The sequence below is a fragment of the Immundisolibacter sp. genome, from assembly GCF_050250495.1.
GTDB lineage: Bacteria > Pseudomonadota > Gammaproteobacteria > Immundisolibacterales > Immundisolibacteraceae > Immundisolibacter.
In genome coordinates this window covers 226,885-242,243 of record NZ_JBFWOM010000001.1, presented here as the reverse complement: position 1 = coordinate 242,243, position 15,359 = coordinate 226,885, and the positions used below count along the sequence as shown (strand labels likewise).

Annotated in this window: 17 protein-coding genes; 6 read left to right on the top strand and 11 right to left on the bottom strand. The window is 69.6% G+C overall.

Annotated elements, in window-relative coordinates; all coding sequences use genetic code 11:
• Positions 1–2 precede the first annotated feature (2 nt).
• Entirely contained in the window at positions 3–575 is a 573-nt protein-coding gene (locus tag AB7F93_RS01185) for a Maf family protein (protein ID WP_428301044.1), read from the top strand.
• Between the two features lie 33 nt (positions 576–608).
• Here AB7F93_RS01185 and AB7F93_RS01180 read toward each other — a convergent pair whose 3' ends face one another.
• Both AB7F93_RS01180 and AB7F93_RS01175 read right to left on the bottom strand, forming a co-directional pair.
• The gene (locus AB7F93_RS01180) at positions 609–1,301 is read right to left on the bottom strand and encodes an OmpA family protein (protein WP_428301043.1); all 693 of its coding nucleotides are present in this window, start codon (positions 1,299–1,301) and stop codon (positions 609–611) included.
• Positions 1,302–1,444: 143 nt separating this feature from the next.
• Positions 1,445–1,987 (bottom strand): YaeQ family protein, encoded by a 543-nt coding sequence (locus AB7F93_RS01175; RefSeq protein ID WP_428301042.1) that lies wholly within the window; start codon positions 1,985–1,987, stop codon positions 1,445–1,447.
• 67 nt (positions 1,988–2,054) lie between these two features.
• Between AB7F93_RS01175 and glpK the strand changes: the two genes are divergently transcribed.
• Positions 2,055–3,584 carry a glycerol kinase GlpK gene (gene glpK, locus AB7F93_RS01170; RefSeq protein WP_428301041.1) on the top strand — a complete coding sequence of 510 codons (1,530 nt, stop codon included), beginning with the start codon at positions 2,055–2,057 and terminating at the stop codon, positions 3,582–3,584.
• A 45-nt stretch (positions 3,585–3,629) separates the two neighbouring features.
• Here the strand turns inward: glpK and AB7F93_RS01165 are convergent, their stop codons facing one another.
• On the bottom strand, positions 3,630–4,163 hold the full coding sequence (locus AB7F93_RS01165; RefSeq protein WP_428301040.1) for an acyloxyacyl hydrolase: 534 nt from the start codon (positions 4,161–4,163) through the stop codon (positions 3,630–3,632).
• A 113-nt stretch (positions 4,164–4,276) separates the two neighbouring features.
• Here AB7F93_RS01165 and AB7F93_RS01160 point away from each other — a divergent pair, with 113 nt between their 5' ends.
• The 4 genes from AB7F93_RS01160 (at position 4,277) to dtd (ending at position 7,505) form a co-directional block, all read left to right on the top strand.
• Positions 4,277–4,720 (top strand): acyl-CoA thioesterase, encoded by a 444-nt coding sequence (locus AB7F93_RS01160; RefSeq protein ID WP_428301039.1) that lies wholly within the window; start codon positions 4,277–4,279, stop codon positions 4,718–4,720.
• A complete protein-coding gene (locus tag AB7F93_RS01155) occupies positions 4,713–5,153 on the top strand; it encodes an OsmC family protein (protein WP_428301038.1) in 441 nt (146 codons plus the stop codon). Before AB7F93_RS01160 ends, AB7F93_RS01155 begins: the two co-directional genes overlap by 8 nt.
• Positions 5,154–5,226: 73 nt before the next feature.
• Entirely contained in the window at positions 5,227–7,062 is a 1,836-nt protein-coding gene (gene typA, locus AB7F93_RS01150; RefSeq protein WP_428301037.1) for a translational GTPase TypA, read from the top strand.
• Between the two features lie 5 nt (positions 7,063–7,067).
• On the top strand, positions 7,068–7,505 hold the full coding sequence (dtd, locus tag AB7F93_RS01145; protein WP_428301036.1) for a D-aminoacyl-tRNA deacylase: 438 nt from the start codon (positions 7,068–7,070) through the stop codon (positions 7,503–7,505).
• Positions 7,506–7,568: 63 nt separating this feature from the next.
• Here the strand turns inward: dtd and AB7F93_RS01140 are convergent, their stop codons facing one another.
• The 8 genes from AB7F93_RS01140 to AB7F93_RS01105 all read right to left on the bottom strand — a co-directional run bounded on the left by AB7F93_RS01140 (position 7,569) and on the right by AB7F93_RS01105 (position 15,349).
• Positions 7,569–8,738 (bottom strand): acyl-CoA dehydrogenase family protein, encoded by a 1,170-nt coding sequence (locus tag AB7F93_RS01140; protein WP_428301035.1) that lies wholly within the window; start codon positions 8,736–8,738, stop codon positions 7,569–7,571.
• 40 nt (positions 8,739–8,778) lie between these two features.
• Positions 8,779–9,645 (bottom strand): ABC transporter substrate-binding protein, encoded by an 867-nt coding sequence (locus AB7F93_RS01135; protein ID WP_428301034.1) that lies wholly within the window; start codon positions 9,643–9,645, stop codon positions 8,779–8,781.
• A complete protein-coding gene (locus tag AB7F93_RS01130; protein WP_428301033.1) occupies positions 9,642–10,535 on the bottom strand; it encodes an ABC transporter substrate-binding protein in 894 nt (297 codons plus the stop codon). Before AB7F93_RS01130 ends, AB7F93_RS01135 begins: the two co-directional genes overlap by 4 nt.
• A gap of 163 nt (positions 10,536–10,698) precedes the next feature.
• Positions 10,699–11,958, bottom strand: coding sequence for an MFS transporter (locus AB7F93_RS01125; RefSeq protein WP_428301032.1), 1,260 nt, complete (start codon positions 11,956–11,958; stop codon positions 10,699–10,701).
• 25 nt (positions 11,959–11,983) lie between these two features.
• On the bottom strand, positions 11,984–12,397 hold the full coding sequence (locus tag AB7F93_RS01120) for a nuclear transport factor 2 family protein (RefSeq protein ID WP_428301031.1): 414 nt from the start codon (positions 12,395–12,397) through the stop codon (positions 11,984–11,986).
• Positions 12,394–13,533 (bottom strand): aromatic ring-hydroxylating oxygenase subunit alpha, encoded by a 1,140-nt coding sequence (locus AB7F93_RS01115; protein WP_428301030.1) that lies wholly within the window; start codon positions 13,531–13,533, stop codon positions 12,394–12,396. Before AB7F93_RS01115 ends, AB7F93_RS01120 begins: the two co-directional genes overlap by 4 nt.
• A 29-nt stretch (positions 13,534–13,562) precedes the next feature.
• A complete protein-coding gene (locus tag AB7F93_RS01110; RefSeq protein ID WP_428301029.1) occupies positions 13,563–14,351 on the bottom strand; it encodes a TlpA family protein disulfide reductase in 789 nt (262 codons plus the stop codon).
• Between the two features lie 29 nt (positions 14,352–14,380).
• Positions 14,381–15,349, bottom strand: coding sequence for an ABC transporter substrate-binding protein (locus tag AB7F93_RS01105; protein ID WP_428301028.1), 969 nt, complete (start codon positions 15,347–15,349; stop codon positions 14,381–14,383).
• Between the last annotated feature and the right edge of the window lie 10 nt (positions 15,350–15,359).

Below are 15,359 nucleotides of genomic sequence, written 5' to 3'. Positions count from 1 at the left end.
CCATGCCACCGCTCGTTCTTGCCTCAACCTCCCCCCGTCGACGTGAACTGCTGGCCCAGATCGGGCTGACGTTCGAGGTGATTGCGGTTGAGGTCGACGAGCGGCCGCTGGCGGGCGAGCTGGCGGCCGATCACGTGTGCCGCCTGGCGCTGGCCAAGGCGCGGGCGGGCGCCGCACAGGCGCCGGACGCCTGCGTCATCGGTGCCGACACGGTGGTGGTGGTCGAGGGCGACATCCTGGGCAAGCCGCGGGATGCCGCGCACGCCGCCGCCATGCTGCGCCGCCTGAGCGGGTGCACGCACACGGTGCTCAGCGGCGTGGCCTGCCAGCACGGCGGCGCGCACGGGGTGCGCCTGAGCGAGAGCCGGGTGAGTTTCCGCGCCTTGTCGGCCGACGAGATTGCGGCGTATTGCGCCACCGGCGAGCCGCTCGACAAGGCCGGGGCCTACGCTATCCAGGGCCGCGCGGCGGCCTTCATCCGACATCTTGAGGGCAGCTATTCGGGCGTGATGGGCCTGCCCCTGTACGAGACCGCCGAGTTGCTGGCGGCCGTTGCAACCAAGACCGGCGCCTGAGCCCGGCCGGTGCCGGGCTCAGGCGCCGCGGGTTCAGCCGCCCGGCGTGCCGGCGGCCGGCGCGGGCGCCGCGGTCGGGCTCAGCACGATTTCGACGCGGCGGTTCTGCTGGCGGCCGTCCGGCGTGTCGTTGGTCGCCACCGGGCGGGTTTCGCCGTAGGCGACGGTCGACAGCCGTGCCCGGTCCACGCCGCGGCCGGCGAGGTAGTCGGCCACCGCCTGCGCGCGCCGCTCGGAAAGCTGCATGTTGTAGCTGTCCGAGCCCACGTTGTCCGTGTGCCCGCCGATTTGCACGCGCGTGTCCTTGTACTCGGCGATGGTGCCGGCCACCTGGTCCAGGGTGCCCTGGAAGGCCGGCGATACCTCGGCGCTGTTGGTGGCGAAGGTGACGTGGCCCGGCATGCTCAGGACCACGTTCTCGCCCTGGCGGGACACTTCGACGCCGGTGCCGGCGGTCTGCTGGCGCAGCTTGTCCTCCTGGTTCTGCATGTATTTGCCGACGCCGGCGCCGATGGCCGCACCGGCCGCGGCGCCAATCGCCGCGCGCTTGCCGCGATCGCCGCCGCTGACGCCGCCGAGCACCGCGCCCGCCGCGGCGCCGATGGCGGCGCCCTTGCCGGTCTTGGTCATCTCTCGCTCGCCGGTTTCTGGATTGGTGGCGCAAGCGGAAACCAGCAGGGCGACGAGGGCGGCTGCCACAACGCCGTGCAAACGTGTCTTGTGCATCTTGTTCTCCGGTGTGAGCGGGCGCTGGCGCGACGCGCGGTCGACGGAGCGCGTGTTTGCTCGCCCGCTGCCCGGCTCGGTGTCGACTGGGACCTTAGATACACCGGCGGTCGTCTGGTTGCAAAACAAGCTCGGCAGCCGCCTCACGCGGGCGGCTTCAGCCACCGCAGCGCCACCTCGACGCGGGCGTCGTCGCCGCTGAGCCAGATCGCGCTGTCCTGCACCAGGCACTGCAAACGCATGTTGCGCTGCGCGAGTCCGGCGAGCGCCTGCCCGGTCGCCACCGGCAGCTGCGCCACGGCGAGGTTGCCGAGGCGCGCGAGCTTCGGCTCGATCTGCCTCCACCAGACCTCCCACCCGCCGCTGTGGATGAGCACGATGACCCGTCCAGCCCGGCCACAGGCCTTGCGAAGGCGCGCCTCGTCCGGCTGGCCGATGTCGATCCACAGCGTGATCGCGCCGGTGAGATCCCGGACCCAGATTTCCGGTTCGTCCGTTTCCGACAGGCCGCGCGTGAAGGCGATGCCCTCCTCGGCGTACAGGGCATACATCAGCAGGCGCGTCATCAGCCGCTCGTCGGTTTCCGACGGGTGACGCGCGAGCGTCAGCGAATGATTGGCGTAGTAGTGCCGGTCGAGGTCGGCGACCTGCAACTCGGCCTTGTAGATGGTCGCTTTGAGGGCCATGCGCGGTGGGTGTCTTCGGTGGGGCGCGTAGTATCGGCGCAGTAGCCGCCCACCGACGGAGGAGACCGTGGCGTACCTGCTGGCGCTCGACCAGGGCACGACCAGTTCGCGGGCGCTGGTGTTCGACACGGACGGCGCCGTGCTGGCGGCCGCCGCGCTCGAACTGACGCAGCACTACCCGCACCCCGGCTGGGTGGAGCACGACCCGGACGAGATCTGGCGCACGCAGCTCGACACCGCGCGCCAGGCGCTGGCGAAGGCCGGCATCGGCGCGCGCGACGTGCTGGCGCTGGGCATTGCCAACCAGCGCGAGACGGTCGTGCTGTGGGAGCGCGCCACCGGCCGGCCGCTGCACCCGGCCATCGTGTGGCAGGACCGGCGCACGGCCGAGGCCTGCTCGGCACTCCGGGCGCAGGGCCTGGAGCCGCTGTTTCGCGAGCGCACCGGGCTGCTGCTCGACCCGTACTTTTCCGGCACCAAGCTGGCGTGGCTGCTGGATCACGTGCCGGGCGCGCGGGCTCGCGCCGAGCGCGGCGAGCTGGCCTTCGGCACCGTCGACAGCTGGCTGGTGTGGCGCCTCAGCGGGGGCGAGCGGCACGTCACGGACGTGACCAACGCCGCCCGCACGCTGCTGTTCAACATCCACACCCACGCCTGGGACGACGCGCTGCTGGCGCACCTGCGCGTGCCGCGCGCCGTGCTGCCGACGGTGCTGCCCTCGGTGGCCGACTTCGGCACCGCGCAGGCACAGTGGTTCGGGGCGCCGGTGCGGATTGGCGGCGTGGCGGGCGACCAGCAGGCGGCGCTGTTCGGGCAGGCGGGCACCGCGCCCGGCTGCGCCAAGAACACCTACGGCACCGGCTGCTTCATGCTGCTGCACACCGGCGAGCGGCCGGTCATCGGGGCGAGTGGCCTGCTCGGCACGCCGGCGGCACAGGCCGGCCCGGCTCCCGCGTACGCGCTGGAGGGCAGCGTGTTCGTCGGCGGGGCCGTGGTGCAGTGGCTGCGCGACGAACTCGGCCTCATCCGCAGCGCGGCCGACATCGAAGCCCTGGCCGCCTCGGTGCCGGACAGCGGCGGCGTGTATCTGGTGCCGGCGTTTGCGGGGCTGGGTTCGCCGTACTGGGACCCGGACGCCCGCGGCGCGCTGCTGGGCCTTACCCGCGGCGCCAACCGCGCGCACATCGCCCGCGCGGCGCTGGAGGCGATTGCGTTTCAGTCCGCGGAGCTGCTGCACGCGATGCAGGCGCATGCAAGCGCGCCGATCGATGCGCTGCGCGTCGACGGAGGCGCGACGGCGAACGCGTTGCTGATGCAGATTCAGGCCGACCTGCTGGGGTTGCCGATCCTGGTGTCACGCGTGACGGAAACGACCGCCCTGGGTGCGGCCTCGCTGGCCGGCATGCACGCCGGCGTGTGGCGTTCACAGGACGACATCGCGAGCCACTGGAAGCCGGGGCGGGTCTTCGAACCGACCCTGTCCGCGGACGAGGTCGCGGCCCGGATGGGGCGCTGGCGCGAGGCGGTGGCGCGCACGCGGGGCTGGGAACGCGGCGACTCAGGCAGCCGGGGCGGCGCCGCGCGGGATCCGGCGTGAGCGCCGGACCGGGCGCGGCGGCGATGGTGCGCCTGGCCGGCGTGCTCAGAACCGCAGGCTGGCGTTCAGGATGTGAAAATCGATGCCGTCGTTCGGCTCCTTGATGCTGGCGTTCGACAGGTGCTGGAAGCGGTAGCCGAGTTCGAACTGCCCGCAGGTGATGCCGGCGCCGACGTGGCTGCCGAACTGCCAGGCGGTGGACAGCTCGCGCTGCCCGATGCGCGTATCGGACAGCACGTGCCCGCCGATGCCGGCGTCGAGGTACGGCCGCAGCTGGCCGGCCTTGGGCGCCAGACGAAACACCGGCGTGAGGCCCACTTCCCACAGATTGTCGTTGTCGGTGTTGTGCTCGTCGCTGTTCCAGTAGCCGACTTCGGCCAGCCAGTAGCCGCCAAGCTGCCAGTCGCCGTCCGTGAACCACGCCTGCTGCCAGTCCCGCGCGAGGCCAAGGCGAACCGCCTGCGTGTCGTCATCGCCCCAGCCGGTGGCAAGCTCGGTGCGAAACTGCGCCTGGGCGGGGGTGGCCAGCGCGGCGCACAGGCCGAGACCGACCAGCGTGCGACCTAGACATCCGAACATGTTTTTCTCCTTGGGCCGATGAAATTTGCTGTCACCACGCCGTTTTCGGGGGGGCTGCGTCGATTATTGTTGACCGATCGGTCGGCCACAAGTTCCGCCGCGCGGGACTGCGCATGAGCCGCCACGCTCTCACCCTGCCCGCGCGCTTCGATTTCGCCACCGATATAACCGTGCAGGCGCGCGACATCAACTACGGCGGGCACCTCGGCCACGACGCCGCGGTGAGCCTGCTGCACGAGGCGCGTCGCCGCTGGCTGGCCGCCGCCGGTTACGATGAAGCCGGCCACGGCGGCGCCGGGCTGATCATGCTGGAGCTCGACGTGCGCTACGGGGCGGAAGCCTTCTGGGGCGAGCGCCTGCACGTGGACATGGCTGTAAGCGGCCCCGGCGCGGCGCGCTGCGAGTTCCTGTATCGCGTCAACCGGGGCGGCACCGAGGTGCTGCGCGCGCGCACGCTGATGGGCTTTTTCGACTACGCCGCGCGGCGACTCGTGCGCCGGCCGGCAGACTTCTTGACTCGACTGACGACACTTGCGGAGGACGCGAACAATGTCTGACTTCACCGCCGAGATTCGCTGGCAGCACACCCCGCGCGCCGGTCACCCGGACGACTACAGCCGCGCCCACGACTGGCAGCTCGCCGGCGGCCAGACGCTGCGCGCCTCGTCCGCGCCGGAGTACGCCGGCGACCCCGCGCGCACCAACCCGGAAGAAGCGCTGGTCGCGGCCGTGTCGAGCTGCCACATGCTGACCTTCCTCGCCGTCGCCGCCAAGCGCGGTTTCAAGGTCACGAGCTACACCGACAAGGCGAGCGGCGCGCTCGGCAAGAACGCCGAGGGCCGCCTGGCCGTCACCGAAGTGGTGCTGCGGCCGCAGATCGCCTTCGACGGCAACGCGCCGGGCGCGGAGGAACTTGCCAAGCTGCACGAGGCCGCACACCGCAACTGCTTCATCGGCAACTCGATCACCGCCACCGTGCGCGTGGAATAGCGCACCGCCGTCGCCGGCCCGTCACGGCGGCGCGGCTATAATCCGCGCCTTTTTGCCCCCGGCCGTCGTCCCCATGTCCTCGCATATCCGCAATATCGCCATCATCGCCCACGTCGATCATGGCAAGACCACGCTGGTCGACCAGCTGCTGCGCCAGTCCGGCACGTTTGCCGCCCACGAGGACCACGGCACGCTGGTCATGGACAGCCAGGACCTCGAACGCGAGCGCGGCATCACCATCACGGCCAAGAACACGGCCGTCGACTGGACCCCGCCCGGTGGCGGTGAGTCGTACCGCATCAACATCGTCGATACGCCCGGCCACGCCGATTTCGGCGGCGAGGTGGAGCGCATCCTGTCCATGGTCGATTCGGTGCTGCTGCTGGTGGACGCGGTCGACGGCCCGATGCCGCAGACGCGCTTCGTCACCGAAAAGGCCTTCGCGCGGGGGCTGAACCCCATCGTCGTCATCAACAAGGTGGACCGACCCGGCGCGCGCCCGGACTGGGTGCTGAACCAGACCTTCGACCTGTTCGATCGCCTCGGTGCCAGCGACGAGCAGCTCGACTTCCCGGTCATCTACACCTCGGCGCTGGTCGGCTACGCCGGCCTCGATGCCGAGGTGCGCAGCGGCGACATGACGCCGCTGTTCGAGACCATCATCGGCAAGGTGTCGCCGCCCAAGGTCGAGGCCGACGGGCCGCTGCAGATGCAGATCAGCGCGCTGGGTTACTCGAGCTACGTCGGCGTCATCGGCATCGGCCGCATCCAGCGCGGCACCCTGAAACGCGGCCAGTCGGTGCTGGTGGTGAGTGCCGACGGTGCCCAGCGGCGCGGCCGGGCGCTGCAGGTGCTGGCGTTCCGCGGCCTCGACCGCTACGAGGTGGAGCAGGCTGGGGCCGGCGACATCATCGCCATCACCGGCATCGAGAACCTCGCCATCTCGGACACGCTGTGCGACCCGGACCGTCCGGAGGCGCTGCCGGCGCTGACCGTGGATGAGCCCACCATCACCATGAACTTCGAGGTCAACAAGTCGCCCTTCGCCGGCCGCGACGGGCAGTACCTGACCTCCCGCCAGCTGCGCGAGCGCCTGTACCGCGAGCTGCTGACCAACATCGCGCTGCGTGTCGAGGACGGCGACGACCCGGACGTGTTCCGCGTGTCCGGCCGCGGCGAGCTGCATTTGTCGATCCTGATCGAGACCATGCGCCGCGAGGGCTACGAACTGGCCGTGTCGCGCCCGCAGGTGATCGTGAAGGAAATCGACGGCGTGCCGTGCGAACCGTACGAGCAGCTCACCATCGACGTCGACAACGACTACCAGGGCGCCATCATGGAGCTGATCGGCGCCCGCCGCGGCGAGCTCACCGACATGGTGCCGGACGGCCGCGGCCGGGTGCGCCTGGACTACCGCATCCCGACGCGCGGGCTGATCGGGCTGCGGACAGACTTCCTGTCGGCGAGTGCGGGCACCGGCCTCATGCACCACGTGTTCGAGCGCTACGCGCCGGTGGCCACCGGCGATGTCGCGCTGCGCAAGAACGGCGTGCTGATCAGCAACGGCACCGGCAAGGCGGTCGGCTTTGCGCTGTTCAACCTGCAGGAACGCGGCCGGCTGATGGTCGGCCCGGGCGACGAGGTGTACGAGGGCCAGGTGGTCGGCCTGCACAGCCGCGGCAATGACCTGACCGTGAACCCGCTCAAGGCAAAGCAGCTCACCAACATCCGCGCCGCCGGCAGCGACGAGAACATCCTGTTGACCCCGGCCATGCGCCAGACGCTGGAGCAGGCGCTCGAATTCATCGAGGCCGACGAGCTGGTGGAAGTGACGCCGAAGCACCTGCGCGTACGCAAGCGCTACCTGCTGGAATCCGACCGCCGCCGGCACAGCCGCAGCGCGAGCTAGGTTCCATGCTGGCGCTGCTGCAACGGGTGACGGAAGCCCGCGTGGCAGTAGCCGGCGAGGTGGTTGGGCAGATTGGCCCCGGCCTGCTGGTTCTGGTCGGCGTGCAGCCGGCCGATGGCCCCGCCCAGGCCACGCGCATGGCCGAGCGCCTGCTCGGCTACCGCGTGTTCGACGATGCCGACGGGCGCATGAACCGGTCCCTCACCGACTCCGGCGGCGGCCTGCTGCTGGTGCCACAGTTCACGCTGGCCGCCGATACGGACCGCGGCCGGCGGCCCAGCTTTACCAGCGCTGCGGAACCTGAGCACGCACTGGCCATGTTCAATGCGCTGGTCGATGCCGCACGCGGCCTGCATGCAAGCGTCGCCACCGGCCGCTTCGGCGCACACATGAAGGTGAGCCTTACCAACGACGGTCCGGTGACGTTTCTGCTGCGGGTGTAGAACAGCACGCGGGTGGGGCAGGGGAGCATAGCTACGCCCCTCCGCCCGTCCCCGTGCAGACGATCACACGCTGAGGTTGAGGTTGTACGGCTCGCCGAGCGCCGCCTGACCCACGCACATGGCCATGGCGTGCTGGCGGCCGTGCAGCACGTGCAGGTGCAGGTCGCGGAACAGGCGCTCGACAGGGCGGCTCTTGAACAGGATGCTGGGGCCCGCCGCCTGGCCGGCGAGATGCATGAAGCGGTTCACGCTCTCGACCGCCATGAACTTGGCCTCGTTCGCCATCAGCATGGCGCCCTCGGGGTCGGCCTGGAAGTTCGAGATGGCCGTGTACATCAGCAGGCGCACGGCGTCGATACGGGTTTTCATCTCGCCGATCTGCACCTGGCGGAAGGGGTCCTTGCTGCGGCCCTTGTCGCGCACGTACGGCAGCACATGGTCGTAGATGCCCTGCATGGCGCCCAGATACGTCGCCGTGAAGCCGAGGTTGATCTTGCCGAGCCAGTTCTCGTTCATCAGCATGCCGGGTGCGCCGAGCGCGTAGTTCTCGGGCACGAACACGTTTTCGAGCTTGATCATCGGGCTCACGCAGGCGCGCATGCCGATCGGGTCCCACACGCTCGCGTCGATGCTGACGCCCTCGGCGTTGGCCGGCACCATGATGGTGATGTCGCTGCGCGTGCCTTCCAGCAGCAGGCCCACCCACAGCCACTCGGCGTAGGAGGCGTTGGTGGCGTAGTGCTTCAGGCCGTTGATGAGGTAACCGCCGTCCACTTTCTTGGCGGTGGAGGAGAGACCCCCACCGCCGCCGGCCGCCGAGTAGTGGAGCATTGCCGGCTCGGAGCCGGCGCCCGGAATCACCTTGCCGCGCGCGCGCGTCGGTTCGAGGAAGGTTGGGATCATGTCGTCGGTGCCGCCGTAGCAGATCATCTGCACGCAGTTGTTGTGCACCTGAAAGTCGTGCGCGGTGCCCGGGTTCACGCGCGCGATGCGCTCGATGGTGAGGAAGAAGCTCAGCGGGTCGTCCTGGTGCACGCCAAAGCCAAGCCCGCCCCATTTCTTGTCCGCGCAGGCCAGCAGCAGCCCCTCGGCGTGCAGGTCCTTCAGGTCCTCCACCGGCATGCCGGCCTCGGCGTCGTACTGCGCGGCGCGCGGCGCGAAGCGCTCCTCGGCCAGGCGGTCGACCTTGGCGACGAGCGCCTTCTGCGCATCGGTGAGTTTGAAGATTTCCATCGGACTCCTCTCTTGAAAGGGTTGAGCGAAAAAAGGGGCTTCAGGCGCCGCGGTGGGCGTCGTCGAGCACGCTGAAATCGAACACACGCGAGGTCGGAATCGGCCCGTCGAGGCCGAGGAACCGCGCCGAGGTGTCGATCCAGCGCTGCTGGGTGGCGGCCGGCAGATAGCCGTCCGTGTCGAGCTGCGGGAGCGTGATGTCCACCGTGCCGGCGACGAATTCCTCCGGCACGCCCTGCGCGCGGACTAGCGACAGGGCGAGTTCCCGGTCGGCCTTGAGCGCGCGCACCGACGCGAGCAGCGCGCGCACGAAGCGCACCACCTCGTCCCGCCGCTCGGCCAGCAGGCGGTCGGTGGTCATGAGGCCGTAGGCGACCGGGTGGCCCCATTGCCCGAGGTGCGCGAGGCGCTTCAGACCCAGGCTCTCGGCCATCACCGTCACCGGCGGCATCAGGATGGCGGCATCGGCCGCGCCGCGGCGCAGTTGCTCGACGCCGGCGCCGTCGAGCTGGATGCCGACACCCTCGCTGACGCTGGCCGGGTCCACGCCCGCTTCACGCAGGCCGTCGTCGAGGTAGCTGCGCGCCATCGGCGAGGTGAGTGCCAGGCGCCGGCCGGCAAGATCCGTGAGGCTCCTGATGTCCGGCCGCGCCCACAGCTCCCAGCCGGTCGGCTGATACGAGTAGACGAACTTCAGGCCCTGCCCCTGCGTGGCGCGCATGATGGGCAGCGCCAGCACGTTGCAGTACTCGGCGCGGCCTTGCAGCAGTGCGTTCACGATCGGCTGCCCGGCGCCGGGCCCCATGGGGTGCACCGCGAAGCCGGCCGCCGCGAACGGCTCGGCATTCAGCAGCGGGATGTTGCCGGTGAGCTGCAGGTGGGCAGTGGCGAACCAGACGGGCGTCATGCGCTTGCTTCCAGGATGTCGAGCAGGGAGAAGTCGAACACCTGCCCGACCGGCACCGCGGCGTCGATGTGTTCGAGCTGTTTTTCGTTCTCGATCCACTCGCGCTGCACGTAATCCGGCACGCGGCGCAGCGGGTGCATGGTGCCTCGCGCCATGTCGTAGGCCACCGGCGCCACGGCCTTGGGCGTGCCAAGACGCTCCACGAGCGCGATGCCGTAGGCGCGGTCGGCGAGGAACGCGCGCACGGCTTCATCCAGCGCCCGCAGCATGCGCAGCACCAGTTCCCTGCGCTCGGCGAGCAGGCTGTCGCGTGTCATGAGGCCGAACACCGGCGTCGGGAACACGTCGCCATGACGGAAGATGCTGTGGAATCCTTCCATCATCGCCGCCGACGACATCGGCGGCAGCAGCGCCATGGCGTCGATGCGCCCGTCGCGAAGATACTCGAGATCGGCCATGGCGATGCCCATCACCTTCTGGTGGATCACGCCGCCGTAGCCGGCCGGGATGATGGTGCTGGGGTCGCCGCCGGCCTGGCGAAAGGCGTAGAAGAAGTTCTTGTTCATCATCGGCGTCGCGAACGAGACCTTCTTGCCCTCCAGATCCTTCAGCGTGCGGATGCCGGGCCGCGCGATGACCTCGAAGCCCTCGTCCTGATACGAGGCCAAATACTTCAGTCCCAGCCCCTGCACCGCGGCCAGGATCGGGTGCGACAGCAGGTGCGTGAAGTGCGCCCGGCCGGTGGTCATGGACTCGTTGAGGCTTATGCCCTCGGCCGGCGGATTCATGAGTTCCACCCGCAGCCCGTGGCGGGCGTAGATGGCCTCGTCCAGAAACACGGCGTTGCCGACGATTTCCGGGTAGTTGGAGCCGATTACCACGTCGTCCATCGTGTCCCCCTAGGGAAATGCTGAAAAATTCCGTCCATGGAATTTTTCATCTCGCTGCCGCGCGGGTCATCCGCGCGGCGCTCCATCAATCAATGGCTTACGCCATCGATTGATGCCGGGGCATCCTGCCCCGAACGGAAGCGCTGAATAAATCAGTGCCTTCCTAATCCGCGAACGAATCGCCACGAAATTGCGACATATACACGGCCGCTGCGGCCACCAGCAGCACCGTGCCGAACAGCGGGAAGTAGCGCGGAATGCCCCAACCCATGCCGATCAGCACGCCGCCGACGATCGGCCCGAAGATCGCCCCGAAGCGCCCGACGCCGAGCGCCCAGCCGACACCGCCGGCCCGCACGCGGGCCGGGTACAGGCGCGAGGCGAACATGAACAGCCCCATCTCCGCGCCGAGCGTGAAAAAGCTCGACAGGAACACGGCAGTCAGGATGAGCCCCAGCGACTGGCCGGCCACACCCACCAGCGCCGTCGACACAGCGCCGGCCACGAAAAACCACCCGATGCAGCGTTGTAGGCTGACCCGCGCGGAAAGCCCCGCCAGCGCGAAGGGGCCGAGCAGACCGGCCACGCTCGCGATGAGACTCGCCCGGAACGCCGCGTCCAGGCTGAAACCCGCGCCGCGCACGATGCTCGGAATCCACTGGAAGATGAAATAGACGACAAAGAACGAGCAGAAAAACGCGAGCCACGTGCAAAGACCGGCCCGCCGCAGGTCGCCGCCGAGCACCTCGCCCAACGTCGACCGCGAAGCGCCGGCATCGACTGCTGCGGGCGTGCCTCGGCGCGTCGCCAGAAAATACGTCGATTCCGGCAGCGTGACCCACAGCAGCGGGATCAGCAGCAACGGGCCGATACCGCCCACCCAGAACAGCCCCTGCCAGCCCCAGGCCGCAATCAGCGCCCCCGCCATCATGGCGCCGCCGATGGTGCCGATGCTGTAGCCGTTGGTGACGATGCCGATGTACAGATTGCGCCAGCGCTCTGGCGCCACCTCGGAGGTCAGCGTGGTCAGCGTCGGCAGGGCGGCGCCGATGCCAAGCCCGGTGACGAGCCGGGTCAGCGCCAGCGGCCCGAATGCGCCGGTGACCGACGACGCCAGGGTGCCGACGCCCGCCAGCGCGCAGGCCAGCAGCAACAAACGCTTGCGTCCGATGCGGTCCGCCAGCGGCGCGAGCGTCGCGGCGCCAATCGCCATGCCGATGGGTGCGGTGCCGAGCAGGAGACCGATGGCGCGCGCGTCGAGCTGCCACTGCTCGGCCAGCACTGGCGCGGCGAGCGCCATAACCAGCACGTCGAGCCCGTCGAAGGCGGCGATCAGCGTGCAGCCGAGCAGCGTCCAAGCCTGCGCGCCGGTTGCCGGCGCGCTCTCGATCGGCCTCGCCGTGCCCGCCGCCACGCTGCTCATCGGCTGCCCGTGCCCGAGCGCGAGTTCAGATCGGCACCATGATCTGGCCGGGGCAGCTTTCGCCGTCCAGCACCGCCAGCAGTTCCTTGAAGCGCGCCGGCTCGCCCGGCGCCATGCGCACGCGGTACTCGCCGACGAAGGTCGGTTTGCCGTCGCGCTCCACGCTGAAGCTTGCCTGCGCCGACTGGCCGTCGGCGGCGCTGGTGACCTCGCCAAGCACGTGGCGGCTGCGCGGCAGCTGGTTCGCCGGGTGCGTCGCGCAGCGCAGGCGCAGCGACTGATGGCTGTCGCGCACCAGGTGCAGTACGCCGTTGCGCTCGAAGTTGGCGCGCATCTGCACCCGGTACTCGGCGTCGTCGGCGAAGAGGCCAATCACGGTCTGGAAATCGAAATCGTCGAGCGCCCGCGCGTAGCGCTGGAGCAGTGCCGACGCACTCATCGTCCCACCCCCATGTAGTGATTCCAGCCCTTGCGAAAGCCGCGCATGGACTGCTCGCCGTTGTAGTCGCCGACGTCGCCCATATCGAGCGAGCGGGCCGCCAGCAGCGGCGCGTCGCACTGGGCGGCGAGACCCTCCTGCACCCATTCGAGCTGGCGCGCGTCGTCGGCGCCGAACAGGCCGCCCGGCCCCCAGGTGATGGTGAAGGCCTGCGCGCGGCGCTCGTTCATGGCCCGCTCGGACGGGCGCGGCGCTAGCAGCCACATGGTCACCTGCATGCGGTCCACCGCCACGGGCTCGATCTGCCGGATGGCGTGCATGTCGCCGCTCGCGTTGTAGTGCACGGTGATGTTCGGAAAGACGGCCATGTAACGGTTGGCCTTGCGCTCGCCGAGCGGGCGGTTTTCCGGCCAGTCGATGGCGCCATGGAAACCCAGCGTGCGCAGCGAGCCGCCGACGTTGAACTGCTCGTCCGTGACGCCGAACGCATCGAACATGGCGCCGTGCACGAACGGCACGTGGTAGCCGTCCATGGTGTTGTCGATCAGCAGCTTCCAGTTGCCGGCGATGTCGTAGCGGTATTTGTCGACGACCTCCAGCGGGGCGTGGTCGCCGTGGGTGCAGAACTGCATGTACTCGCGCGCCGCGCCGAGGTAGTCCAGCAGCGGCTCGACGTCCGGGTTGAAGCTGCCGAAGATCATGCCGTTGAAGGTGTCGACCCGCGGCACTTCCACCAGGCCGAATTCCTCCTTCTTGAACCAGGCCCCGTAGCCCTGCTCGACCGGCACGTTCACGAGGCGCCCGTCGTTGGCGTACTCGAAGCCGTGGTAGGGGCACTTGAAGGTCTTGCAGCGGCCCTCGGCCTCCACCGCCACGATGCTCGCCCGGTGGCGGCAGGTGTTGAACAGCACGCGCGCCTTACCGTCGTCGCCGCGCACCAGGATCAGCGGCTGGCCCGCCACGCGGATGCGCCGGAAGTCGCCGGGGTTCGGGATTTCCGTCTCGTGGCCCATCAGCAGCCACACGCGCTTGAAGATCTTTTCCTTCTCCTCGGCGAACACCGCCGGATCGGTGTAGATGCGCCGGTCGGTGAAGGCGTCCGGGCGGCTGCGGATGATGTCCTCGATGGCTTTCATGACGACCTCCTCGGGTGGCGAAAAGCGGCTCAGGCGCGCCGCCAGGTCAGCGGGTCGAAGCCCGCCATGTGCTTGATGGCCTCGATCATCTCGGGGCCGGTTTCTTCGAGCGCCGCGCACTCCTTGGCGCGCGCCGCCGGCTGGTAAGGGGCCCGGCAGTGGTGGATGCGCTCGTGGTAGCTCTTCTTGATGACGGTCTGGCCGTCGTCGAGCGCGTCCCAGGCAAGGTGCTCGGCCAGCGTCTCGGACAGCACCGAGCAGTCGAGCAGCAGGGATTTCGCCACCACCTGACCGGCGCGGCTGATCAAAAAGGTCGAGTTCGGCATCATCGTCCAGCGCTGGTGGATGGCGCCGTCGAGCGTGTCGACCAGGATCGGCAGGCGCACCTGCTCGGCGGCCTTCAGCTCCTGCGCGCGCTGGCGCTTCTCGTCCATGCTCTGGTGCGGGCCGATCGCCGAGCCCGGGTGCGCCTCGCGCGTGTACACGAACACGAACTGCACGCGGTCCTTGTACTGGTCGTAGAGCGCGTTCAGGGACGGCGCCGTCGCGTTCAGGTTGCTCATGATGGGCGGGTCGGTGCGCGAACCGAACACCAGGCACACCGGACGCTTGCCAAGGTGCTCCGCGGACGAAAAACGCCCGCCGCCGAGCAGCTCGCCGGCAATCTCCGGCGCCGCGCTCGCGAGCGGCACCATCTGCCGGAAGCCCTCCAGCAGATGGCCGAGCAGCGGAGGCACGCCGCCCGGCTGATCCACCCACAGGTTCATCGGCCCCTCCGGCATCGGCGGGAAGTTGTAGGCGCGTTCGGCCTCGGTCATGGCATTCCTCCTTAGGGTTGGTGTGGCGGCTACACCGCCTCGAACAGGCTTTCCGGCGTCACGACGCGGGTGATGACACCCTGCGCCAGGCAGTCGTCGATCGAGCGTTGCAGCGCCACGCGGTTGGGCTCGACACCATATGCGTCCGGGAACAGGCCAGGCGCGGCAAGATCAGCCGTTGCAATGCCCATGTGGTCGGTCTCGCGGCCGGCGGCGATTTCGGCGTGATAGCGCCGCCGGGCCTCGGCGAAGGCCGCGAACAGCGCCGCCGGCAGCCCCGGATTCGCGCGCACGGTGGTCTGGCGCAGCGTGATCACGGTGTTGATCGGGAACACGCCGCCTGCCGCGCAGTACTCGCGAACATACGCCGGGCGGTCGGGGAACAGCGGCCGGCTGCGCGCGGTGCACGGCGCACCGCCGCCGGGCGCGATGAAGGCGTCGAGCCGGCCGTCTTCGAGCGCCGCGAGCGGGCGCATGCGCGGGCCGTCGAACAGGCCATCGGCCAGACCCGCCATGCGCTCGATGCGCCAGCCGGCCGGACGCGGGTAGTGCAGCGGGCTGAAGAAGGGATCGTCGGCGTCCTCCACCCACACCACGGACCGCGGGTCGAGGCCGTGATGGCGCTGCAGGATGCCCCGCAGCCACACCGCCGGGTTGTAGCCGAAGCTGATCACGCCGACGCGCTTGCCGGCGAGGTCGGCCGGCTTGTCGATGGCGGCGGCGGCGTTCACGGTGATGCCGAACTGCGGAAAGAACCGGCTGGGGAAAACCGGGATGGCCGTGATCGGCACGCCCTGGTCGCGGGCGATGAGGTAGTGCGACAGCGCCTGCTCGCCGATGTCGTAGGACAGCTCGGTGATCATGTCCCGGAACAGCGGGAACGGCGCCGGCCCCACGGGCAGGAAATCGAGCCCGAAACCCGCCACCGGCACCGCGCCTTCCAGCAGAAAGCGCGTGTCGTAGCGTCCCGCGGTGGGGAAGGTGAGCCGCCCGGCCATGGCTGCGCGC